Here is a 23858-nt window from a genome sequence, read left to right as displayed (position 1 = left end):
CGCCATGGCGGGCAACAGCTTCGGAGAAGCCTTTCGATTCACCACCTGGGGCGAAAGCCACGGCCCGGCCATCGGCTGCGTTGTCGACGGCGTGCCGCCGCGCATCCCGCTGGAGGCCGCCGACCTGCAGGGCTGGCTCGACGCCCGCAAACCCGGCCAGTCGCGTTTCACCACCCAGCGCCGCGAGCCGGACCAGGTGAAAATTCTCTCCGGCGTCTTCGAGGGCATGACCACCGGCACCCCGATCTCGCTGCTCATCGAGAACCAGGATCAGCGCTCCAAGGACTACGGCGACATCGCCGACAAGTTCCGGCCGGGCCATGCCGACTATACCTATTGGCAGAAGTACGGCATTCGCGACTACCGTGGCGGCGGCCGCTCCTCGGCCCGCGAAACCGCCATGCGGGTCGCTGCCGGCGGCATTGCCCGCAAGGTGTTGGGCCATGTGCTGCCGCTGCCGGTTTCGATCCGCGGCGCCCTGGTGCAGATGGGCCCGCACAAGATCGATCGGGCGAACTGGGACTGGGCCGAGACTACGGAGAACCCCTTCTGGTGTCCCGACTCCGTCGCCGCCAAGGATTGGGAAGGCTATCTCGACGGCCTGCGCAAGGCCGGCTCCTCCATCGGCGCGGTGATCGAGGTGGTCGCCGCCGGCGTGCCGGCGGGCCTGGGCGAACCGGTCTACGACAAGCTCGACGCCGATCTGGCCAAAGCGATGATGTCGATCAACGCGGTCAAGGCAGTGGAGATCGGCGCCGGCCTGGAAGCCGCCGCCCTGAGCGGCGAGGAAAACGCCGACGAGATGCGCAAGGAAGGCAACCGGGTCGTTTTCACCTCCAACAAGGCCGGCGGCGTGCTGGGCGGCATCTCAAGCGGCCAGGACGTGGTGGTGCGCTTCGCGGTAAAGCCGACCTCCTCCATCCTCACGCCACGCAAGACCGTGGACCGCCATGGCCAGGAAACCGAGATCGTCACCAAGGGGCGTCATGATCCCTGCGTCGGCATTCGCGCGGTGCCGGTCGGCGAAGCCATGATGGCGATCGTGCTGGCCGATCACCTGCTGCGCCAGCGCGCACTCTGCGGCAACATCGAAAACTAGACCGGTCTTCGCCGCGCCGGACCTTATGAGGCAGCCCGATGAGCGAAACGCCGATCAACCTCTACAGCGATACCCAGACCCAGCCCTCGCCGCCCATGCGCCAGGCCATGGCCGAAGCGCCTGTCGGAGACGAGCAGCGCGGCGAAGACCCCAGCGTCAACCGGCTCTGCGAGATGACCGCGGAACTGCTGGGCAAGGAAGCGGCGGTCTTCATGCCCTCGGGCACCATGTGCAACCAGATCGCCATCCACATCCACTGCCGCCCGGGCGACGAGATCATCGCCCATAAAAGCGCCCACATCCTGAACTTCGAAGGCGGTGGCACCGCCGCCTTTTCCGGCGCGCAGATTCACGGCCTGGCGGGTGACAAAGGTATCTTCAGCATCGAGGATGCCCAAGCGGCTATCCGTTCCAAGGACCGCTACAATCCGGTAACGCGGCTGATCGCCATCGAGCAGACGGCGAACCAGGGCGGCGGCTCCGTCTGGCCCCTGGAGGCCGTTCAGGCCCTGGGTGCCCTGGCAGCCCGGCACGGCCTCGCCTATCACATGGATGGCGCCAGGCTGCTGAATGCCGTCGTCGCCTCCGCTACACCCGCCAAGGCCTATGCCGCCCCCTTCGACAGCCTCTGGGTCGATCTCAGCAAGGGACTGGGCTGCCCGGTGGGTGCCGTACTGGCCGGGCCCACCGATTTCATCGAAGAAGCCTGGCGCCTGAAGCAGCGCACCGGCGGTGCCATGCGCCAAGCCGGCATCATCGCCGCCGCCGGAATCTACGCGCTGCAACACAACGTCGAACGCCTGGCGGAAGACCACGCCAACGCCCGCCTGCTGGCCGAGGGCCTGCGCAATCTGCCGGGCATCACCGTCGATGCCGACGCGGTGGAAACCAACATCGTTTTCTTCGACATCGCCGGGACCGGCATGACGGCTGAAGCGTTCTGCGAGCGCCTGGACCAGCGCGGCGTCATCCTGGGCGGCGCCGGCACGCGCCTGCGCGCCGTAACCCACCTGGACATCACCCGCAACGACGTCGAACGGGCGCTGGACACTATCCGCGACCTCGTCACCGAAGTCGCCGCCTAGCGCTCGAAGACCGCCACCAGTTCGAGGTGCCCGGACCAGGGGAACTGGTCGATGGGGGTCGCCTCTTTCAGGCGGTAGCCGCCGTCCACCAGGGCGCGGGCGTCGCGGGCGAAGGTGGTCGGGTTGCAGGAGACGGCGACCACCAGGGGCACGTCGCTGAGCGCCAGTTCGCGGACCTGTTCGCGGGCGCCATTGCGCGGCGGATCGAAGACCACCACGTCGCCGCCGGAGAGTTCGTCGGCCAGTACCGGAAAACGCGCCAAGTCACGGGTCTCGGCGGTGACGCGGCCGGCCCGGTCCGACCGGCGCGCCGCGGCGGAAAGCGAGGCCACGGCATCCCTCTCCCCTTCGGCGGCATAAACCTCCAGCCGCTCGGCCAAGGGGAAAGTGAAGGTTCCGCAGCCGGAAAACAGGTCGGCCGCCGTTGCCGCCGTATCGGGAATTGCCGCCAGCACCCTGTCGACCAGTACCTGTTGCCCCTCTGTCGTGGGCTGCACGAAGCCGCCGGGCGGCGGCACCACGGGCACCCCGCCGAAGCTGAGGATCGGATCACGGCGCAGGCATACGGGTTCCGCGTCGCTGCCTGCATCGGCCCAGGACAGGCGGGCCAGGTCCACCGCCTCGGCAAAGGCCGCCAGCCGCTCCCGGTCCTGGAGCGCCAGGACATGGCGTGAGTCGATCAGCAGGTCGAGGCCGGTTTCGCTCTCCAGAGCGGTGATCCGCGCCTCCTCCCGGACCGCCAGCAAATCGCCCAGCAAGTCGTGCAGGGGCTGCAGCAGGGCCGCCAGGGCCGGGGTGGCCAACAGGCAGTTGTCGATATCGACCAGTTGGTGGGATTCGCGCTCATGGTAGCCGAGTAGCACCGCCTTGGCAGTGCGCACCGCCGTCAAGACCATACGCCGCCGCCGGCCCGGCGGAACCCGCACCAGCGGAAGCAGCCGCCCCGCCTCCAGCCCGCGACGCTCCAGCGCCAGAGGCAGCAGCGCCGCTTTCCAGTCCGCGTAAGCGGCATCGTCGAAATGCTGCAGGGCGCAGCCGCCGCAGGGGCCGAAAAAAGGACAGGGCGGCTCGGCGCGCAGGGGGCCTGCTTCCAGCAGCTCGATCACCGCGCCTTTGAAGCCGCCGCTGCGCTCCCCGGTGACCCGCGCCAGCACCCGGTCGCCGGGCACGGTCTGGGGCAGGAACAGGGGCCGTCCATCGACCTCCGCCAGGCCGTCACCCTTGGCACCCAGGGAATCGACCAGGACCTCAGCCTGGCGGCCACCGCCGCCGCGCGCCCTACGACGCAAGGCGAACTCGCCAATTACTGATATCAGTGCAGTTGATATCCGAAATGCAGGTTTTTAGGCGCATGGGTCTTTTCGCATTCTTGGAGCCCCGGCTTCACGTTATCGCTATCGAACAGGGCGGGAGATTGCGCTCTGGATCGGCGAGAGACAAGTCCGGCCTAAATCCGCCGGAACGATCACGCGACAAAGCACCGCACAAATCCCCTGGCTCTAAAATTTCACTGGAACCAGAGCCGCGCAGAGGCTGATATAGGGTTATGACCCGAATCATCCTCTTCATACTCAAGTGTTTCGTCGGCATTTTCGCCACGGTCGGCTTCCTCGCCGCCGCCGGGATCATTGCCGGAGCCCTGCTGTTGCAGCGCTTTGACGGCTGGCTGCCCCAGGTGGCCGAGCTGCCCGAAGAATCCGTTCTGGTTCTCGACATGGCCGACGGCCTGATCGAGCAGCGGCCCGACAACCCCCTGGGCCGCGTGTCCCTGGGTTCGGCGCTGATCCTGCGCGATGCGGTCGGCAGCCTGCACGCGGCGTCGCGCGACGAGCGGGTAAAAGGCCTCGTGATCCGCGCCGGCTGGGGATCGCCAGGGCTTGCCCAGGTCCAGGAGCTGCGCGACGCGATTGCGGACTTTCGCGCCCAGGGCAAGCCGGTCACGGCCTTCGCCGAGACCTTCGGTGAAGCCGGCAACGGCACCCTGCACTACTACCTGGCCAGCGCGGCCGGCGAAATCTGGGTCCAGCCCTCCGGCGATATCGACATTACCGGCTTCGCGCTGCAGCAGCCTTTTCTGCGCCAGCTCCTTGAGGAATACGGCGTCCGCGCCCAGGTCGGCCAGCGCGAGGAGTACAAGGGCGCCATGGCGATCTTTACCGAGACCCGCCTGCCGGAGCCGCAACGTCAGAACCTGCAGCGCTACCTGGATTCGACCCTCTCGCAGATCGTCACCGCGATCGCCGAGTCGCGGAATCTGGAAACCGGCGCCGTGCGCAACCTGGTCGACACCGCACCGCACCGCGGCGCCGATGCCCTGCGGCTCGGATTGATCGACAAGCTGGGTTACTGGGATCAGGTAAGCAACGCGGTGGAGGTTGCCGCCGGGCCGGAAGCCGAACTGCTGTCCCTGCGCGACTACGCCAGGGCGACAGCCGGAGAAGCCGATGAAGATGCCGACGATGGAACGGTCATTGCGCTGGTTCACGGCGCCGGCCCCATCGTGCTCGATCAGGGCGAAAACGATCCGATATTCGGCAAGGTTTCCATGGGCGCTGTCGACGTGGTCGATGCGCTTTCGACGGCGATCGACGATGAAGATGTCGCCGCAATCCTGTTCCGGGTCGACAGTCCCGGCGGCTCCTATGTCGCCTCCGACACCATTTGGCGGGAGGTCCAGCGTGCCCGCGACCTGGGCAAGCCGGTGGTGGTGTCGATGGGCGACGTCGCCGGCTCGGGCGGCTATTTCGTGGCTGCACCGGCGCACAGTATCGTCGCCCAGCCGGGCACCCTGACCGGCTCCATCGGCGTGATCACCGGCAAGTTCGCCCTGAACGACCTGTGGCGCGATCTGGGCGTCAACTGGGACGGCGTGCAGGCCGGGCGCCGGGCGAACATGTGGAGCCCCAATGCCGCCTTTTCCCGTGAGGAATGGGAGTGGCTGCAGGCCAACCTGGACACCACCTACGCCGATTTCACCGACAAGGTCGCGAGCGGCCGTAACCTGTCGCGCGAAGAAGTTCTGGCAGTGGCAGGCGGGCGCATCTGGTCCGGCGAGGATGCCCTGGCCGCCGGTCTGGTGGACGAGCTGGGCGGCTATCGCAAAGCGCTCAGCGTCGCAAAGGAAGCGGCGGGAATTCCTGAGGATGCCGTGGTGCAACTGCGCGCCTATCCCGAAGAGCGCGACCCCTTCTCCGCCTTGTTCGAAGATGCCATCGGCGGTGAAATCGAGAACCCGGCGATCCTCTCCATGGTGCGCGGCCTGGCCCGTCTGGCCCAGGCACTGGCGCCGCTGGTCGGCGCCCTGGAAAGCCTCACTGCCGATCCACGGACCCAGACGCTGCATACCGGACCGATCCCGGCCAGCGCACGGCCGTAGAGCCTTTGTCCTAGCCCGGTCCGTCCTTGCGGGCGACCAGCAGGAACTCCTTGTTGCCTTCCGGGCCGGTGATCGGGCTTTCGCTGATGCCCTCGACCCGCCAGCCCGGCTGGGCGTTCATCCAGGCCTCTACCCGCGCGCAGACCTCCTGATGAAGGACGGGATCGCGGACCACCCCGCCCTTGCCGACACGTTCCTTGCCGACCTCGAACTGCGGCTTGATCAGCACCGCAAGGCCGGCCGCCGGCTTGGTCAGCGCCAGCCCCGCCGGCAGGATCACCTCCAAGCCGATGAAACTGGCGTCGCAGACCAGCAGATCGATCGGCTCCGGCACTTCGGCCGCCGTCAGGTTGCGCGCGTTGGTGCGTTCCAGCACCACGACGCGCGGGTCGTTGCGCAGCTTCCAGGCAAGCTGGCCGTGACCGACGTCGACGGCATAGACCCGCGCCGCCCCGGCGGCCAGCAGAACGTCTGTAAAGCCGCCGGTGGAGGCGCCGAGATCGAGGCAGACGGCGTCCTTGGTGTCGATCGGAAAGGCGTCGAGCGCATGGGCCAGCTTCAGGCCCCCGCGGCTGACCCAGGGATGGTCCTGGCCGCGAACCTCCAAAGCCTGATCTTCGGCAATTGCCTCGCCGGCCTTGGCCAGTTTGCGCTCACCGGCAAAGACCTTGCCGGCCATGATCAGGGCCTGGGCCTTGGCCCGGCTTTCCACCAATCCCCGCTCGACGAGGGCGACGTCGGCCCTGTTCTTTCCCGTCCGGGCCTTCATGGCCCGGCTTTTCGGGGGCCCGGAGCCTGCCCCGGTCATGCGACCGCCAAGCCACCATTTGGCAGCAACACGGCGCGGCGATAGAAGCGCCAGACCGCCGCGACGGCGACGAAGAAAAGGCCGACCGCCAACCCGATCCAGACGCCCTGCCCCCCAAGGCCCAGCGGAAAGGCCAGCACTGCGGAAGTTGTGAAGCCCACACCCCAATAACCCGTCAGCGCCAGCCACATCGGCACCTTGGTATCCTTAAGCCCGCGCAGGGCGGAAACGCCGATCACCTGGGCCCCGTCGACCAGTTGGAACAGCGCCGCAATAACCAGGAAGGAAACGGCCAGCCGGATCACCGGCTCGTTGGCGGCCACGTTCAGATCGAGGAAGAGGCCGACGAGCTGACGCCCGGCGAACCAGAACACCAAAGCCGAGGCCGTCATGAAGAGGGTGCCCACCAGCAAAGAGGCCCAACCGGCGCGCCCGACAGCGGCAGGATCGCGCGATCCCGCCGCCAGGCCGACGCGCACGACGGCAGCCTGACTGATCCCCATCGGCACCATAAAGGCCACCGCCGCGCACTGCAGGGCTATGGCGTGGGCCGCCAGAGCCTCGGTGCTGATCAGCCCCATCAGAAAGGCGGCGCCGGAAAACAGGCCGGTTTCCGCCAGCAGTGTGAGGCCGATCGGCAGGCCGAGGCGGAAAAGTTCGCGAAAGCGCGGCCAGTCCGGGCGCCAGAAACGCAGCAGGATCGCATAGCGCTTGAAGCGGCGGTCCCAGAGGACAAAGCCGAGCAGGGCAAAGAACATAAGCCAGGAAACCACGGAACTGGTCACCCCGGCCCCCAGCAGCTCCCAGCGCGGCAGCCCGAAGTTGCCGAACATCAGCCCGTAGTTTCCCAGCGCGTTCACCGCCACCGCAATCAGCGTAATCACCAATGCCGAGCGCGGGCGCGAATGAGCGGTCACGAAGCAGCGCAGCACCACGAACCACAGGCTGGGCAGCAGCGCCCAGGTCACCGCTTTCAGATAGTCATCCGCCCGCAGGGCGACATCGGCCTCCTGGCCGAAGAGCAGCATGACCCAACGCCCGTTCCAGACCACCAGGCTGAACACAACCGCAAAGACCAGGGTCAGCCAGAAGCCCTGGCGAACCGTCCGCCGAACGCCCCGGAAATCGCGCCCGCCAAGCGCCTGGGCGGCCATCGGCGCAACGACCGTGGCAATGCCAAGACCGAAGAGAAAGAGCGGGATGTAGATGTTCATGCCCAGCGCGCCGGCAGCCAGATACTCCGGCCCCAGCCACCCCATCATGACGATATCGGTAGTGTTGATGCCGATCATCGCCAGCTGGGTAAAGGCCAGCGGCGCGGAAAGACACAGGGTTTCCCATATCTCTCGGCGCCAGACCCCGGCAGGCGCACCGCTGCCACCGGCCTGCGGCGTCGGAAGATCGGATAACAGACTCTTTGACATCGTTCCCACTATGACGTTTCAATAGATAACCGAAAACCCGCTATGGGTGCAGGGCGGCTATGCAGGCAGCGATCTTGAGTCTGCAGGCAGGCATCCTGAATTCAGGCCGCCTATTGTCCTCATTGCGGATATATTAACAATTCATTAAGCATGCAAACGCTAAAGCTCTTGCTCGCCTCGCACCGACTTCCAGGTGCCAACACCTTGGGACCCGACCGGCCGCATGCCCCCTATTCCTTTTGACGAAGTGCAGCGTCTGGCGTCGCTGCGGGCGCTCGATATTCTTGACACGCCCCCCGAACCGGCCTTCGACCGGATTACCCGCTTGGCCGCGCAGCAGTTCGATGTTCCGATCGCTTTGATATCCCTGATCGATCCGGCACGCCAGTGGTTCAAATCAAAGGTCGGGCTGGAGGTGGACCAAACACCCCGGGAATTCTCTTTCTGCCAGTTCACGATCATGGACAGCAAGGTCATGCAAGTCCCGGATGCGACCCAGGACCCGCGTTTCGCCGAGAATCCTTTTGTAACCGGAGAACCCGGTGTCCGCTTCTACGCGGGCGCGCCATTGGTCACCGAAAAGGGATTCAGGCTTGGCACCCTCTGCCTCGTCGATTCTCAGGCCAAAGCCCCCCTGGACGAGGCACAGCAGGCAAGGCTGCGCGACTTTGCCCATATGGTGATCAACGAGATGGAGCTGCGGCGGCTGCGTAAGCTCCTGGGCGGCGACTCTTTGGGGTTGAGCAGCGAGGTTGCCGGCGCGCTGAGCAGTCTGCGCGAAGCCGAGGAAGAGCTTGCCCATCAGGCACAAATGGATGTGATCGCCCATGTGGCGCACGAGTTGAGAACGCCCTTGGGCGCCATGCTGGGTTTTGCGGAAATCATTCGGCGGGAGTTTTTTGGCGACATCGGCGATCCGCGCTATGCCGCCTATGCCGGCCAGATCGAGGACTGCGGATTGCATCTGCTTGATGTGCTCGGCAAGACGATGGACCTGTCACGGGCGGCGCGGGGCGGACTGAAGCTGGAAGAGTCGATTGTGGATCTCGTTGAGGTAACCCAGCTGGCCGAGAAACTGTCCAAAAGCGAGCTCGACCGTTTCGAATCGCATTTAGAAACGGACCTGGGCTCCGATGTGCCGCGGCTGCTTGCAGACCGGGGGCAGGTGGCGCAGATGCTGGTCAACCTTATCTGCAATGCGGCCCGGCATTCGAACGGCAAGCCGGTCGAACTGCACACAGCGGTGCGCGCGGACGGCGGTTTGGATTTCTCGGTGGTCGACCAGGGAAGCGGCATGAGCGCCGAAGAAATCCGAAAAGCCATCATCCCTTTCGGACGGTCCCGCAGCGACGAGGCACGCCAACACCCCAGCCTGGGCATCGGCCTGCCGCTCACCAAACGGCTCATTGAATTGCATGGCGGCGAACTGGCAATCAACAGCAAACCCGGCCAGGGAACCACAGTGACCTTGCGTTTCCCTGCCTATCGCGTGCGCGCGGCCGGTGTGCCTGCGGCCACCCAACCCATCAATCTGCAGTGACGGATCGGCACGCCTGACGCCAGTATGCCCGCGACCCTGGCGACCTCACGCCCGGGCCGGCGACTCCACCTCGTCCTGACCCAGCGCCTGCAGAACCGCGCTCAAGATTCCACCGCGGTCGATGCCTGCCTGAACCAATTGCTGGTCGGGCTTGTCATGATCGATAAAGATATCGGGCAGGGTCACCGGGCGGAATCGCAACCCCTTGTCGAAGGCCCCCTCCAGGGCCAGAAACTGCATGACCTGAGTGGCGAAGCCGCCGATCGCCCCCTCCTCGACGGTGATCAGAACCTCGTGCTCATGCGCCAGACGGCGCACAAGGTCCTCGTCCAGGGGTTTGGCAAAACGGGCATCGGCAACTGTCGTCGAAAGCCCCCGTGCGGCCAGATCGTCGGCGGCCGCCAGCGCATCGGCAAGGCGGGTTCCCAGAGAGAGGATCGCGACCTTGCTGCCTTCCCTCACGATGCGGCCTTTGCCGATCTCCAGCGGGCTGCCCCTGTCCGGCATCTCCAGGCCCAGTGCTTCGCCCCGCGGATAACGGAAGGCCGAGGGCCGGTCGTCGATCTGGCAGGCGGTCGCCACCATGTGCATCAACTCGACTTCGTCGCTTGGCGCCATCAGGACGAAATTCGGCAGACAACCCAGATAGGTGAGGTCATAGCTGCCCTGGTGGGTCACGCCGTCAGCCCCCACCATACCGGCGCGGTCGATCGCAAAGCGCACCGGCAGGCTCTGAATCGCCACGTCATGGACCACCTGGTCGTAAGCACGCTGCAGGAAGGTCGAATAGATCGCCGCAAAGGGCCGAAAACCTTCGCAGGCCAAGCCGGCACAAAAAGTCACCGCATGCTGCTCGGCGATTCCGACATCGAAAGTGCGCTCCGGGAAGCGTTCGGAGAACTTGTTGAGGCCGGTACCCGACGGCATGGCGGCGCTCACCGCGACAATTTTGTCATCGATCTCCGCCTCTGCAATCAGTGCCTGGGCGAAGACGTTCTGATAGGCCGGCGCCTTGGGGGCCGGCTTGGCCTGCTTTCCCGTCACGACATCGAATTTGGCAACGCCATGATACTTGTCGGCCGCCGCTTCCGCCGGCTCGTAGCCCTTGCCCTTCTGCGTCACGCAGTGGATCAGGACCGGGCCCTCGTAGTCCGCGTCGCGCACGTTCTTCAGAACCGGCAGAAGGTGATCCAGGTTGTGGCCGTCGATCGGGCCGATATAGAAGAAGCCCAGTTCCTCGAACAGCGTTCCACCGGTCAGCAGGCCACGGGCGTATTCCTCGGCCCGCTTGGCCGCCATTTCGATCGGCCGCGGGAAGCGCTTGGCCAGTTCACGGCCCAGATTGCGGACGGACTGGAACGGCTTCGACGAAATAAGCTGGGAGAGATAGGCGCTCATCGCACCGACCGGCGGCGCAATGGACATATCGTTGTCGTTGAGGATCACGATGAGCCTGCTGTTCATCGCGCCGGCATTGTTCATCGCCTCATAAGCCATGCCGGCACTCATGGCGCCGTCACCGATCACCGCAATGACCGCATTGTCCTCACCACGAAAATCGCGCGCGACGGAGAACCCGAGCCCGGCGGAAATCGAGGTTGAGCTATGGGCCGCGCCGAAGGGATCGTAGATGCTTTCCTTGCGGCTGGTGAACCCGGAGAGCCCGCCGCCCTGGCGCAGGCTGCGCATCCGGTCCCGCCTGCCGGTCAGAATCTTGTGAGGATAGCACTGATGCGAAACGTCCCAGATCAGACGATCGTCGGGCGTATTGAAAACGTAGTGCAGGGCTGTGGTCAGTTCCACGACACCCAGACCGGCCCCCAGGTGGCCACCGGTTGCCGAAACCGCCTCGATCATTTCGGCGCGCAGCTCGTCGGCAAATTCGCGTAGTTGACCTTCATCCAGCTTGCGTAGATCAGCGGGTTCCTTGACGCCGTCCAACAGCGGCGTCTGATGCCTGTTATGACCGATTTGTGCCACGCCTCTTGCCACTCCTGCTTGTGAACTATTCTCTCGTCCGCCTTGTGCGGGCCCCGTTATCCGATCGGCAACGCCACCGCCTGCCCAGGCCTAAGACTGCCGCGATACGACGAAGGCAGCAGCTTCCTTCAAAAGGTCCGCTTTTTGACCAAAAAGATCAAGCCGCTGAGCGGCGGAAGCGGCAAGCGACACAGCTTTTACGCGTGCCCCATCGATCCCAAGCTGACCGACGAATGTGGCCTTACCGAGGCTGGCATCCTGCCCGGTCGGTTTGCCCAGCGCCTCGGGCGTGCTCTCCGCATCCAGGATATCGTCGGCAATCTGGAACGCGAGGCCGAGGTCCTGGGCATAGCCGACGAGGGCCTTGCGGGCGGTATCGGGCGCCTGCGCCAGAATGGCACCGGCCTCGCAGGAGAACAAAATCAAGGCGCCTGTCTTGAGACTCTGCAAATGGGAAATACCGGCAAGATCCAAGTGGGCGCGCGCCGGCGACATGTCGATCATCTGTCCCCCGACCATACCGGCGGCACCGGCTGCTGCGGCAAGGTGCCGCACGAGTTCGATCCGCACCGCCGCCGAATCATGGGTCTGGGGATCGCCCAGGACCGTAAAGGCCTCGGTCAGCAGGCCATCGCCGGCCAGGATCGCCGTCGCCTCGTCGTAGGCAACATGCGCGGTGGGTCGGCCGCGGCGCAGATCGCTGTCGTCCATGGCCGGCAGATCGTCATGGATGAGGCTGTAGCAGTGAATCATCTCGATGGCGGCACCGGCCCGCAGCGCCCGCTCTTCCGGAACGTCGAAAAGGCGGGCGGATTCGCGGACCAGAAAGGGCCGCAAGCGCTTGCCGCCGGAAAGCGCGGAATAGCGCATCGCCTCGACAACCCGGCCACGCGGGCCCTCGACCGGCGGAAGCAGGCGGTCGAGCAGCGCCGAAATCGTTTCGCCCTGACTGGCCAGAGCATCCTGAAGGTTCATCGGACGCTGCTCAATCGACGTCGAGGGCGGCTGCGCCCACGCTGCCGTCAGCCGAAAGGCTGATTTTCTCGATCTTGGCCTGGGCTTCACGCAGCTTGGTATCGCAGTGGCGCTTCAGGGCGGCCCCCCGGTCATAGTCGTCGATAGCCGTATCCAAGGCGCCCTGCCCTTGTTCGAGTTTCGCGACGATGGCCTTGAGCTCGTCCAAAGCCTCCTCAAAGCTCAGCTTCTGGATGTCGTCGTGATTTGTATTCTTCGCCATTAGCCTCTCTCAGATTTCTTCGGCCCGCCGGTTATATGCCCTTCTACGCCAGCGCTTCGTCTAACGCAGCCGCAAAAGCAGGTCAAAAGCGCATCAGTGTACGGACGTGGGCCGCTACCGAGCGGGCAAGGGCCTGATGGTCGTATCCGCCTTCCAAAACCGAGACCAAACGCCCGCCGCAGGTGTTTCTCGCCAGTTCCATCAGTTGCTGGGTTGCCCAGGCATAGTCCTCGTCGATGAAGTTCAGCCCGGCCAAAGGATCTTCAGTATGGGCATCGAAGCCGGCCGAGATAAACAAAAAGTCCGGCTTAAACTCTGTCAGCGCCGGTAGAATCGACCCGCGCAGCGCTTCGCGGAAGGCAGCCGAGCCGGAATCCGAAGGCAGCGGAACGTTCACAATGTTACCGCCGACCCCGCTTTCGTGGCTCAGGCCGGTTCCGGGATAGAGCGGAAACTGATGCGTCGAAGCGTAGAACAGGTCCGGATCGTCCCAGAACATGGCCTGGGTGCCGTTGCCGTGATGGACATCGAAATCAACGACGGCAACGCGGCGGCAGCCATGCACGACACGGGCATGAAGCGCGCCTACGGCAACATTGTTGAAGATGCAGAAGCCCATGGCCTGGCGCGGCTCAGCGTGATGACCGGGCGGCCTGACGGCGCAAAAGGCATTGTCCGCCTCACCCGCCACAACCGCGTCCACCGCCGCCACGACCGCGCCGGCGGCCCGCAGCGCGGCCTCGCCCGAGCCGGATGAGACCACGGTATCTGCGTCGAGCATGCGCTCGCCATGGCTGGGGACCGCCGCCAGCACCTCATGCACGAAACTCTCCGGATGTACCCTGGCAATCTGCTGGTGCTCGGCATGCGGCGCTTCGCGCCTCAAAAGCGCGGAAAACTCGGGCCTGTCCAGGGTTTTCATGATGGCCTTGAGCCGGCCCGGGTTCTCGGGATGAAGCGCACCGGGATCGTGCTGTTCACAGGCGGAATGGCTGAAAAGGAGTGTACTCATAGGGTTCTGATCGCTCGCGGTCGGCTGATATGAGACCGATGTCCCATCAGACTGGTGACCCCAATCTAACCGGGCTGAATTGACCGGGAAAGCGTCATCGCCGTGTGGCCAACTCACGCGTCGCGGCAAATTGGTCATACTTCGTTAAATTTATTAAGTGCGATGGCCGTTGACTCCTCTCGCGCCAAACGCCAAATCTGTGATCTCGTTCATTTTTCGATCTCACTGCAGAATGTGGGAAAACCCGCCCCAGGCGGGCTAATGGAGGTCAGGCGGATCATGTGCCTACAGACGGCGCGCCTTTGGTTGGCGGTTGCCTGCCTTTTTGCTGCCGGCAGCCTGCTGTCGCCCGCAGCCATGGCGCAGCAGGACGAATCGCTGGTTCGGGTCGATCCGGTGCGCAGCGAACCCCTAAGCCAGACCGTCCCCGTGGTCGGCCGACTGGTTGCGCGCCAGGCCGGTTTGGTCGCCGCCAAGAACAGCGGCCCGATTCTGGAGTTTCGCGTCGAGGTCGGCGACCGCGTATCGGCCGGAGACGTGATTGCGGTGCTCGATGGTGTCTCCATGGGTGCGGAACGCGACCTGGCAGCGGCCGAGCTGACGGTGGCCCAGGCTGTGTTGAACACCAAGCAGGCCCAGGTGACCCTGGCACGCCAGGAACTGCAGCGGCTGGAGCGCTTGAAGCAATCCGCGGCTTTCAGTCAGGCGCGCTTCGAAGATGCCCGCCAGGAAGTAGCCATCGCCGAGGCAGGCGCGCGCGAAGCCGAAGCCTCGGTCGTCAGCGCCCGTGCCAGCCTACGGCTGGCGGATATCAATCTTGAAGACATGGAAGTGCAGGCCCCTTATGACGGCGTCATCTCACAGCGGCTGAGCGAGGCCGGCGCCTATGCGAGCGACGGCGATGCGCTGGTTCGCATGATCGCCGACAAGTCGATGGAGGTCGAAGCCGATGTCCCGGCCAACCGGCTGCTGGGCCTGACCCAGGGCGCCGCGGTGGAGGTCGTGCTGGATGACGGTACGCTGATCGGGGCGACGGTGCGGGCGATCATTCCGGATGAAAACCCCCTGACCAGGACCCGCGCGGTACGCTTCATACCGCGCTTCGGCGAGATCACCACGCCGCTCGCCAATGAACAGTCCGTCACCGTGATGGTGCCGATCGGCGCGCCGCGGCAGATCGTGTCGGTGCACAAGGATGCCATCATCAAACGCCCCGACGGCACCATGGTCTTCGTCGTTTCCGACGGCCATGCGCAGCCGCGGCCCATTACCCTGGGCGAAGCGGTAGGCAATCGCTACGAGGTGGTGCAGGGGCTGGCGGAGGGCGAACAGACGGTGGTCCGCGGCAACGAGCGCCTGCGCCCCGGTGCCACGGTGCGCATCGACGGAGAAACCTGATGGACCTGATCAGGCTCGCCATCGAACGGCCGATTGCGGTGATTGCCGCGGTGCTGATGGTGGTGATGTTCGGCCTGGTCGCCCTGCAGACGATCCCGATTCAGCTGGCCCCCGACGTAAACCGTCCGGTCATCACGGTCACGACCAGCTGGGGCGGCGCAGCGCCGGCGGAGGTGGAACGCGAGATCACCAACCGCCAGGAAGACGAGCTGAAGGGCATCGAGAGCCTGGAGAGCATTACGTCGCGGTCGGAACAGGGACGTGCCCGTATCACCCTGGAATTCGCGGTCGGCACCAATATGGACCGCGCTTTGCTGCTGGTCTCCAACCGGCTGGACCGGGTCAACGGCTATCCCGACGAGGCCGACGAGCCGAGCTTCGATACCGCCGGCAGCGAAGACAGCCCCATTGCCTGGTTCATCCTGACGCGCCAGGACGGCAATGAGCGGCCGATCTACGAATACGGCGACTTCGCCGAGGACATCATCCGCGAGCGTATCGAGCGGGTCCCCGGGGTCAGCCGCGTAAACGTCTTCGGCGGGACGGAGCGGGAAATCCAGATCACCGTCGACCCCAGGGTGCTGGCCCGCTACCGCATGACCGTCAGCGAGGTCGTCGATGCGCTGCGCCGGGCCAATGCCTCGCTCAGCGCCGGCGATGTGGACGAGGGCAAGCGTCGCTATGTGGTGCGCACCGAAGGCGAGCTGAACACCCTGGAGGCCGTCCGCTCCGTCGTCGTGCGCAGTGATTCGGGCGGCGAGCGTGGGCGTGTCGCCCGCGTGCGCATCAGCGACATCGCCGAGGTTTCATTCGGCTACAAAGACGCCGGCGCCTCGATCCGCATGCGGGGCCAGGGCGCCTTGGCGATGAACGCCCAGCGCGAAACCGGCGCCAATGTGATCGAGACCATGGAAGGCATCAAAGCCGCGGTCGAAGACCTGCGCGCCGGTGTGATTCCAAACGCCGGCCTGAAGATGCGCCAGGTCTACGACGAAACCGTCTACATCAATTCCGCCATCGACCTGGTGCAGCAGAACATCTGGATCGGCGGCAGCCTGGCCGCGGTCATCCTGTTGGTCTTCCTGCGCTCTTTCGGCGCCACCCTGGTGGTTTCCATCGCGATCCCGGTTTCGGTGATCGGCGCCTTTGTGGCCATGGCCGCCATGGGTCGCTCCATCAACGTGATTTCTCTTGCCGGGATCGCCTTTGCCGTCGGCATGGTGGTCGACGCGGCAATCGTGGTGCTGGAAAATATCTTCCGCCTGCGCGAACAGGGGCGCCCGCTGCGCGAAGCCGCCTACCTGGGCGCCAAGCAGGTCTGGGGCGCCGTCCTGGTCTCCGCCCTGACGACGGTGATGGTCTTCATTCCGATTCTGGTCATGCAGCTGGAAGTGGGCCAGCTGTTCCGTGATATCGCCGTAGCCATCTCGGTCTCGGTGATGCTCTCTCTGCTGGTTTCGGTCACGGTGCTGCCGGCCCTTTCCAGCCGACTGCTGGGCGGCAGACGCGGCAAGGCCGGCGACGACCGCATAACGCGGCTGCGCCTGCCCATCATTGACGATCTCGCATCGCTTTTCGTCGCCACGGTTATGGCCTTCGCCCGTCTGGTGGTGCGCAGCCGCCTTGTCGCTTTGGTGGTCGTTGTCTCCGTGACGTCCGTCGCCTCGCTCGGCGCCTGGCAGTTCCTGCCAAAACTGGAATACCTGCCGGAGGGCAACCGCAACCTGGTCTTCGGGATCATCATCCCGCCGCCCGGCTACAATCTCGGCACCACGACCGAGATCGCCGAGGGCATTGAGGAAGCGACCCGCTACCTCTGGGCCGACGAGGCCACCATTAACGCCAGCGAGAACGCGCCCGAAGAGTCGGAGCCGTTCTCCTTCACCGGGTTCGCCGCGGCAGCCAAAGAAAGGATCAGCCGTCTCTGGTCCGGTGGAAACGGCGCGGCCGCCCCACCCGAAATCGAGCGCTTCTTCTTCGTCGCAACACGCTCGACCACCTTCCTCGGCGCCGTCGCGATGGATCCGCAGCGGGCCGCAGAGCTTATCCCGTTGCTGGAGGGTCCGGTGTTTCGGGAACCGGGGACCTTCGGCTTCATCAACCAACCCTCGATCTTCGGACGCGGTATCGGCTCGGGCCGGAAAATCGATCTGGATATCTCGGGCCCCGATCTGGAACAGATCCTGGGGGTCGCCTTGCAGGCGGTCGGACGCATCTCGCAGATTATGCCGCGCGAGGAAGGCAATCAGCTGCGCCCCAATCCGGGATTGGAACTGGGCGCTCCGGAGCTCCGGCTGTTCCCCGACCGGCTGCGCCTGGCCGACAACGGCATCACCGCCCGTCAGCTCGGCGAGGCGATCGACACCTTCAACGACGGGCTGCGGGTCGCAGAGGTGACAGTCGGCTCCGACCGCCTTGACCTGATGCTGAAAGGCCCGGACCTCAACATCGTCGAGACCCAGGGGATCGCCAGCCTGCCGGTGGTTACGCCCGGCGGCGATATCATCCCGGCCTCGTCCCTGGCCGACGTGGTGCTGACCTCCGGGCCGACGGAAATTCGACACCGCGAACGTTTCCGGACCGTTACCCTCGAAATCCGCCCGGCACCCGGCATCCCGCTGGAAGCGGCACTCGATAGGCTGCGTGCCGAGGTAATGGACCCGATGACCGCCGAAGGATTGCCCCCGGGGATCAAGTTCGGCATCTCGGGAACAGCGGACAAGCTGTCCCAGACCTGGGAGGCCATGGTGATCGACCTGCTGCTGGCCTTGGCGATCGTCTATCTGGTCATGGCGGTGCTGTTCGAGAGCTTCTTCTATCCGTTGATCATCCTGCTGTCGGTGCCGCTTGCAGCTGCGGGCGGGGTCGCCGGCCTGGCCATTCTGAACATCTACAGCTACCAGCCGCTGGATATGCTGACCCTGCTGGGCTTCGTCATCCTGATCGGCATTGTCGTGAACAATGCGATCCTGCTGGTACATCAGAGCCTTTACCACCTGCGTGAAGAGGGCATGGCCGCCGGCGACGCCATCCTTGAAGCCACACGCAACAGGATCCGGCCGATCTTCATGTCGACCCTGACCTCGGTCGTGGGCATGCTGCCGCTGGTCCTCTTCCCCGGGGCCGGCTCAGAGCTTTATCGCGGTTTGGGATCGGTGGTGGTCGGCGGACTATCGCTTTCCGCCGTTCTGACGCTGCTCATCATCCCGCCGATGATGGCCGTGCTGGTCGGCACCCTTGAAGGCAGGCAGGCCGCAGAACCTGCTTCCCGCCCCTCACCGCCCGCGCCGGCGCCCGGCGAATAGGCGATCCCGGGACCTGCCTCTAACCCGCCGCCTTTTGAATTAGAAAGGTGAAACGGCCTTCTGCTTCCTTCCAGGACAGCAGTTGGTCGCCTGTGGTCTCGCAAAAGGACTGGAAGTCCGTGACGGCCGAGGGGTCGGTCGCGATCACCTCGAGAACGCCGCCGGAGGCCAAGGCCTTCATGGCCTTGCGGGCCCTCAGAACCGGCAGAGGGCAGCGCAGCCCGGTCGCATCCAGGAAGGTGGTTGGGGTTTCCGTCGTCATCTGAATTTCACACCGATCTAGTGGTAAACTGCCTATAAAAAAAGTTCACTGGAAGCCTTGATCCTGCCAGCCGTCGAACAAGTATAACTAATATGTCATATGGACCTCTTCTCTTGACCGCCGGCCGGGCGAGTCGCCTTCTCAAAGCCATGGGCAATGAGCGGCGTCTGGTTATCCTCTGCCACCTGTCCGAGCGCGAGCACTCGGTGACTGAGCTTTGCCGCCTCGTCGGCCTCAGTCAATCCGCCTTATCCCAGCACCTCGCCAAGCTTCGCCGCGACAGCCTGGTAAAGACCCGGCGCAACGCGCAAACGGTGCTTTACTCAGTGGCCAGCCCGGACGTGGGCAAGATGCTGGCAGCGCTCAGTGACCTCTTCGCGAATACGGCGGACGGCAAGGCATATGACTTCTCCGCTGAGAAGTCCGGCGGTGCTGAAGCAGCGAGCGAAGGGGCGGCGCTGGGAAAGTCCAGCACCTGAGGGTTGCAGTTCCCTAACGGGCCAATTCCGGGACCGACCCTTAAAAGGGTAGGGAAAAATTCCCTATGTGCTTTTACCCTGCGGCCCGGCCGTGCCGCATTAGGGGTAGGCACCCTGTCATCTGTTTACATGTGATACGCAAATTCGTTGGATGAACCGACGCGCTTCCGTGTTGCCGCCGCGGTAACCTTTGTGTTCGGTCAGGACGGCGTATGCATGAATAAATGCACAAACATATGTGAACAATTCGCTCACTTGATCGTTGGAAAGAAAGCGCAGTAAGTCTGCGTCCTAACCTCGTTTTTTGGCGGCTTTGCCGCTCAACCACCCATCGCCGCAGGGTTGTATTGAATGAAAGATGAAACAGCGTGTCCGAGACCAACCTTTCAGAAGCGGCGAAACCTGATCCCGTCGACCTCTCCATAGGCTCCAGACTGCGGCTGCGCCGCCTGGCGATGGGGCTCAGTCAAAACACAGTGGCCCAGTCCTTGGGTATCACCTTCCAACAGATTCAAAAGTATGAGCGCGGTACCAACCGCATTGTAGCCAGCCGTCTGTTCCGCCTTGCCCAGGTGTTACAGGTACCGGTTCAGTATTTCTTCATGGACCTGGCGCAGGCCCAACGGCCGTCGACCGCCGAATCCCCGGGCCGGACGGGCGATTCACTGGATCGTGTTCCCGACCTCCTAAGCCAGCGTGATACGCTGAGGCTGGTTCAGGCTTTCAGCAAAATCGAGGATGTCAGTGTCAGGCGGCAGATCTATGCGCTGGTCAGAACGGTCGGGGAAAGCGATCGCATACCTGACTGTTAGCCTGGCGGCGGCACTCGCCGGCATTCCGGCCGGGGCGGCAGCAGGCCAGGCAACAAGCATAAGCGGCCCGGCCGAGATCATCGACGGTGACAGCCTGCGGATCGCCGGGCAGTCTTTCGATCTTGCCGATATCGACGCACCGGAACTCGACCAGCGCTGCAATAAACGTGAGCGCTTCTACGACTGCGGCCGTCTGGCACGGGCCGCCCTGATGGATCTCACCGCCGGCGCCGAGGTGGAATGCCGGCCTGTGTCGGGACAACAGGCGGCGCTTCAGGCAACAGCTGCTGTGACACCCCGGCTCGCGCGCTGCCGGGCGGGCGGCTACGATCTCTCCGAAGGCATGGTCTATACCGGCTGGGCGCTGATCCCGCCGGAAACCACACGCCAGGCAAGCGTTGCGGCCTTTTCGGCCATTCAGAAGCAGGCGGAACAGCGTCAAAGGGGCCTCTGGAAGGGCCGCTTCGTGACGCCCTGGGAATGGCGCGAAGGCCGTCGCCTGCCCGACGAAACCGGCAACTAGCCCGGGACACCGCGTCGTCTGATACAATCGCGGCTGGACGGCAGGCCCGAAGAGCCGCTAAAGGATCTACAGCGGCCCCTCTATGATGGACCGCCCGGTATTACGAACCAGGGGAGAGTCGGACATGGTACAGCCAATGCGACGGCTTTCCCGTTTGGTGGGCTTCGGTGCTTTGATCAGTGCCGGGGCCATAGGCTGGCCGGCCGCCCTCCATGCGCAGGGTAAAGGCTATTTTTCACCGACCTATGCCGCCTCGGCGGAGGGATCGCCCTACAGCGAGGTCTATTCCCGCACCTTCGGCGCTTCCGGCGAAGCTCAGCAAACGCCGCCCCTGACCTTTGCCCCGCCCATCGAAACCGCCGCCGCGAAGCCGAGCGCCACCCCGGACAGCGTTGTTTACATCATCGACAGCCAGGGACTGCTCACCTTCCGGTCGGAGGACTTTGCCGAAGGCACCGGGAAGGCCATAGCCCATAATCCCTTGCCGACATCGCGCGGCCCGGCCGCCAACCCGATGGCGCCGCCGCAGGTGCCGACCGTGGCGAACAGCCTTTATCTTCAGCCCCCCCTGGAAACGGCAACCGGACCCGCCGCGCCGCCACCCCAATAGCCCAGCCGTGACCCTGACCAGCGAACCACCGGCCTTTGAGAGCGGCCCGGCAGCCCTGGCCGAAGCCATCGCCAGATTGCCGGCGGAGGATGCCGTCTCCCTGCCGCTGCTCGGCGGCGACACCGTCCAGGGGCTGCTTGATGAATCAAGCACCCTAACCTACCGCCCGGCCACACCAGTGATCGGAGCGGGCGAGAGGCGTGTCTGGCAGGACTGCGAGGTGAGCTGCGCAGTTCCCCGCGAAGGCGCGCTGGGTGCTTGCGCCCGCCGCCTGCAGGACGCATTCCACGAAGCCTTTGCACTGCTTTCGCCCACTCCCCTGGCAGAGCGGTTCGACATCAACGACCTGATCGTTCAGCGCTATCCCAAAGGCTCCGGCGGCATCACGCCCCACCGGGACCATATCGCCTATCGCGGGCTGATCTCCGTCATTACGCTGAGCGGCATCTGCCGCTTTGCGGTCTGCCGCGACAGGAGCGCGGCAGAGGCGCGTCCGGTGCCGGCACCCGTCGGCTGGCTTGTTCTCATGCGTGGCCCCGGCCTCTATGGCTTGGAGGACCGCCCCTTCCACTTCGTCGATCGCTTCACGGAACCGCGCATCAGCGTCGGTTTCAGGCACGACCGGCGGGCGCCGGACGGATCGGTCGCAACCCTTGGCCTCAGCCCGGGCGGGTGATAGGACATCGCCCGACAGTCCACAAACGAGCTGACATGCGCACCGAAGACTTCGACTTTGACCTGCCCCGCGACCTGATCGCCCAGCATCCAGTCGAGCCCCGCGAGGCCGCCGGGCTGCTGCACGTCGGCGCCGAACTGGCGGACCGCAGGATCGCCGACCTGCCCGGCCTGCTCAGGCCCGGCGACCTGTTGGTGACCAACGACACCAAGGTCATCCCCGCCCGCCTCAGCGGCAAACGCGGCACCGCAGGCGTGGAGGTCACACTGCACAAGGCGGTTAATGGCCTGACGTGGAAAGCCTTCGCCCGGCCGGCGCGCAAACTGGCCGCCGGCGACCGCATCGATTTTGCGGAAGGCTTCTGCGCCCTGGTCGAAGAAAAAGGCGAGGCCGGTGAGGTCACCCTGGTTTTCGATACCACCGGCGGCGACCTGCTGGCTGCGCTCGACCGGCACGGCGTGATGCCCCTGCCGCCCTATATCACCCGCGAGCGGACAGGCGATCCCAAGGACCGGCACGACTACCAGACAGTCTTCGCAGAGCAGACGGGCGCCGTCGCCGCCCCCACCGCGGGGCTGCACTTCACCGAGGCGTTGCTGGCGAAGCTCTCCGCCGCCGGGATCGAACGGGTTGCGGTCACCCTTCACGTCGGCGCCGGGACCTTCCTGCCAGTAAAGACAGACGATGTCGGCGCCCACAAGATGCACAGCGAGGCTTGCGACATCAGCGCCGCCGCCGCCGCGAAGATCAACGCCGCCCGCGCCGCCGGCGGCCGTATCGTCGCAGTCGGCACGACGGCCTTGCGATTGCTGGAGACCGCCGCGGACGACGACGGGCAGGTCCACTCCTTCACCGGTGAGACCGACCTCTTCATTCTGCCGGGGCACCGCTTCAAGGCGGTCGATCTACTGATGACCAACTTTCACCTGCCGCGCTCGACGCTCTTCATGCTGGTCTGCGCCTTTGCCGGAAAAGCGCGCATGGAGCAGGCCTATGCCCATGCCATCGCGCAGAACTATCGCTTCTATTCCTATGGCGATGCCTGTCTGTTGGAACCGGAGGACGCGCGATGAACGACTCTGCCGCGCCGGTTGCCGGCAAGACCGGTCTGGAGTTCGCACTGCTGGCAGAGGACGGCCCGGCGCGCCGCGGCCTCATCACCACCGCCCATGGCCCGGTGAAAACGCCGGCTTTCATGACCGTCGGCACCGCGGGCACGGTAAAGGGCATGACCACGGAACAGGTCCAGGCGAGCGGCGCCGAGATTATCCTGGGCAACACCTATCACCTGATGCTGCGCCCGGGCGCGGAGCGGGTCGCGCGCCTGGGCGGCCTGCACCGCTTCATGAACTGGCCGGGCCCGATCCTGACCGATTCCGGTGGCTATCAGGTCATGTCCCTGCAGGAGCTGCGCAAGATCACCGAGGAGGGGGTCACCTTCCGCTCCCACCTCGACGGCGAGCGCCACAACCTGACGCCGGAACGGGCGATGGAGATCCAGGCGCTGCTGGATTCCAACATCACCATGGTGCTGGACGAGTGTACGCCCTTTCCCGCGACCGAAACCGAGGCGCGGGAATCGATGGAGCGCTCCATGCGCTGGGCGGCGCGCTGCCGGGCCGCCTTCACACAGCGGCCGGGCTATGGCCTCTTCGGGATCGTCCAGGGCGGCGTCTATCCGGCGCTGCGCCGTACCTCGGCCGAGGCCCTCATCGAGATCGGCTTCGACGGCTATGCCGTCGGCGGCCTGGCGGTGGGCGAAGGCCAAGAGGCGATGTTCGACGTGCTCGACGCGACGATTCCGCATCTGCCAAGGGCGCAGCCGCGCTATCTCATGGGGATCGGCAAGCCCGCCGACATCGTCGGCGCGGTGCAGCGCGGCATCGACATGTTCGACTGCGTGCTGCCGACCCGCTCCGGGCGCACCGGGCAGGCCTTCACCCGGCGCGGCAGTATCAATCTGCGTAACGCCCGCCACCAGGAAGACCAGCGTCCGCTGGACCCGGATTGCCCCTGCCCGAGTTGCAGCGATTACTCCCGCGCCTACCTGCATCATCTTTTCAAAGCCAAGGAGATGCTTGGCCCGATCCTGCTGACCCGGCACAATCTCCACTACTATCAGGAACTCATGGCCGGTTTGCGCCAGGCGATAGAGGATCAGCGGCTTGACGACTTCGTTGCAGGCTTCGCCCGACAGGAGGCAGAGGGAGATATCGCAGCCCTCTAGCTCTC

The 23858-nt window shown here is 64.9% G+C and carries 21 protein-coding genes; 13 read left to right on the top strand and 8 right to left on the bottom strand.

The window, feature by feature from the left end:
* Positions 1-4: 4 nt before the first annotated feature.
* Positions 5-1099, top strand: coding sequence for a chorismate synthase (aroC, locus tag HBA54_RS16140; RefSeq protein WP_167226439.1), 1095 nt, complete (start codon positions 5-7; stop codon positions 1097-1099).
* A gap of 38 nt (positions 1100-1137) precedes the next feature.
* Positions 1138-2184: a threonine aldolase family protein gene (locus tag HBA54_RS16135; protein WP_167226437.1), complete on the top strand. Its 1047-nt coding sequence runs from the start codon at positions 1138-1140 to the stop codon at positions 2182-2184.
* Here HBA54_RS16135 and HBA54_RS16130 read toward each other — a convergent pair.
* Positions 2181-3473, bottom strand: a complete 1293-nt coding sequence (locus tag HBA54_RS16130) for a class I SAM-dependent RNA methyltransferase (protein ID WP_167226435.1) — start codon at positions 3471-3473, stop codon at positions 2181-2183. The genes HBA54_RS16135 and HBA54_RS16130 overlap by 4 nt on opposite strands.
* A gap of 257 nt (positions 3474-3730) precedes the next feature.
* On the opposite strand from HBA54_RS16130, the gene sppA reads away from it, so the two are divergent.
* A complete protein-coding gene (sppA, locus tag HBA54_RS16125) occupies positions 3731-5560 on the top strand; it encodes a signal peptide peptidase SppA (protein WP_167226433.1) in 1830 nt (609 codons plus the stop codon).
* A gap of 10 nt (positions 5561-5570) precedes the next feature.
* On the opposite strand, the gene HBA54_RS16120 is transcribed toward sppA, so the two are convergent.
* Both HBA54_RS16120 and HBA54_RS16115 read right to left on the bottom strand, forming a co-directional pair.
* Positions 5571-6329 (bottom strand): TlyA family RNA methyltransferase, encoded by a 759-nt coding sequence (locus HBA54_RS16120; RefSeq protein ID WP_167226431.1) that lies wholly within the window; start codon positions 6327-6329, stop codon positions 5571-5573.
* Positions 6330-6364: 35 nt separating this feature from the next.
* On the bottom strand, positions 6365-7792 hold the full coding sequence (locus tag HBA54_RS16115) for an MATE family efflux transporter (protein WP_167226430.1): 1428 nt from the start codon (positions 7790-7792) through the stop codon (positions 6365-6367).
* 223 nt (positions 7793-8015) lie between these two features.
* Here HBA54_RS16115 and HBA54_RS16110 point away from each other — a divergent pair, with 223 nt between their 5' ends.
* Positions 8016-9332: a GAF domain-containing sensor histidine kinase gene (locus HBA54_RS16110; RefSeq protein ID WP_167226429.1), complete on the top strand. Its 1317-nt coding sequence runs from the start codon at positions 8016-8018 to the stop codon at positions 9330-9332.
* 45 nt (positions 9333-9377) lie between these two features.
* Here the strand turns inward: HBA54_RS16110 and dxs are convergent, their stop codons facing one another.
* From dxs to HBA54_RS16090, 4 genes are all read right to left on the bottom strand, one after another.
* Positions 9378-11312 (bottom strand): 1-deoxy-D-xylulose-5-phosphate synthase, encoded by a 1935-nt coding sequence (gene dxs / locus HBA54_RS16105; protein ID WP_167226428.1) that lies wholly within the window; start codon positions 11310-11312, stop codon positions 9378-9380.
* A 90-nt stretch (positions 11313-11402) separates the two neighbouring features.
* Complete coding sequence (locus tag HBA54_RS16100) at positions 11403-12287, bottom strand: polyprenyl synthetase family protein (RefSeq protein WP_167226427.1); 885 nt, start codon at positions 12285-12287, stop codon at positions 11403-11405.
* 10 nt (positions 12288-12297) lie between these two features.
* Positions 12298-12549 carry an exodeoxyribonuclease VII small subunit gene (locus tag HBA54_RS16095; RefSeq protein ID WP_167226426.1) on the bottom strand — a complete coding sequence of 84 codons (252 nt, stop codon included), beginning with the start codon at positions 12547-12549 and terminating at the stop codon, positions 12298-12300.
* Positions 12550-12631: 82 nt separating this feature from the next.
* Complete coding sequence (locus HBA54_RS16090) at positions 12632-13561, bottom strand: histone deacetylase family protein (RefSeq protein ID WP_167226424.1); 930 nt, start codon at positions 13559-13561, stop codon at positions 12632-12634.
* Positions 13562-13840: 279 nt separating this feature from the next.
* On the opposite strand from HBA54_RS16090, the gene HBA54_RS16085 reads away from it, so the two are divergent.
* Positions 13841-14959 (top strand): efflux RND transporter periplasmic adaptor subunit, encoded by a 1119-nt coding sequence (locus HBA54_RS16085; RefSeq protein WP_167226422.1) that lies wholly within the window; start codon positions 13841-13843, stop codon positions 14957-14959.
* Entirely contained in the window at positions 14959-18264 is a 3306-nt protein-coding gene (locus tag HBA54_RS16080) for an efflux RND transporter permease subunit (RefSeq protein ID WP_167226420.1), read from the top strand. The genes HBA54_RS16085 and HBA54_RS16080 overlap by 1 nt, the downstream gene beginning before the upstream one ends.
* A gap of 19 nt (positions 18265-18283) precedes the next feature.
* Here HBA54_RS16080 and HBA54_RS16075 read toward each other — a convergent pair whose 3' ends face one another.
* Positions 18284-18526 (bottom strand): sulfurtransferase TusA family protein, encoded by a 243-nt coding sequence (locus HBA54_RS16075; protein WP_167226418.1) that lies wholly within the window; start codon positions 18524-18526, stop codon positions 18284-18286.
* 92 nt (positions 18527-18618) lie between these two features.
* On the opposite strand from HBA54_RS16075, the gene HBA54_RS16070 reads away from it, so the two are divergent.
* The 7 genes from HBA54_RS16070 (at position 18619) to tgt (ending at position 23853) form a co-directional block, all read left to right on the top strand.
* Entirely contained in the window at positions 18619-19005 is a 387-nt protein-coding gene (locus HBA54_RS16070) for an ArsR/SmtB family transcription factor (RefSeq protein WP_167226416.1), read from the top strand.
* A gap of 368 nt (positions 19006-19373) precedes the next feature.
* Positions 19374-19817 (top strand): helix-turn-helix domain-containing protein, encoded by a 444-nt coding sequence (locus HBA54_RS16065; protein WP_322096050.1) that lies wholly within the window; start codon positions 19374-19376, stop codon positions 19815-19817.
* Positions 19768-20340, top strand: a complete 573-nt coding sequence (locus HBA54_RS16060; protein ID WP_167226414.1) for a thermonuclease family protein — start codon at positions 19768-19770, stop codon at positions 20338-20340. Before HBA54_RS16065 ends, HBA54_RS16060 begins: the two co-directional genes overlap by 50 nt.
* A 124-nt stretch (positions 20341-20464) precedes the next feature.
* The gene (locus HBA54_RS16055) at positions 20465-20950 is read left to right on the top strand and encodes a hypothetical protein (RefSeq protein ID WP_167226412.1); all 486 of its coding nucleotides are present in this window, start codon (positions 20465-20467) and stop codon (positions 20948-20950) included.
* A 7-nt stretch (positions 20951-20957) separates the two neighbouring features.
* Positions 20958-21626, top strand: a complete 669-nt coding sequence (locus HBA54_RS16050; protein ID WP_167226410.1) for a hypothetical protein — start codon at positions 20958-20960, stop codon at positions 21624-21626.
* Positions 21627-21661: 35 nt separating this feature from the next.
* Complete coding sequence (gene queA, locus HBA54_RS16045) at positions 21662-22699, top strand: tRNA preQ1(34) S-adenosylmethionine ribosyltransferase-isomerase QueA (protein ID WP_167226408.1); 1038 nt, start codon at positions 21662-21664, stop codon at positions 22697-22699.
* Positions 22696-23853, top strand: a complete 1158-nt coding sequence (gene tgt, locus HBA54_RS16040) for a tRNA guanosine(34) transglycosylase Tgt (RefSeq protein ID WP_167226406.1) — start codon at positions 22696-22698, stop codon at positions 23851-23853. Before queA ends, tgt begins: the two co-directional genes overlap by 4 nt.
* Positions 23854-23858: the final 5 nt, after the last annotated feature.

Origin of the sequence: Pelagibius litoralis (assembly GCF_011683915.1) — a bacterium.
In the GTDB taxonomy this organism is placed as follows: domain Bacteria; phylum Pseudomonadota; class Alphaproteobacteria; order Kiloniellales; family Kiloniellaceae; genus Pelagibius; species Pelagibius litoralis.
The sequence above is the reverse complement of the archived record's forward strand: the minus strand, read 5'-3'. Positions and strand labels throughout refer to the sequence as shown.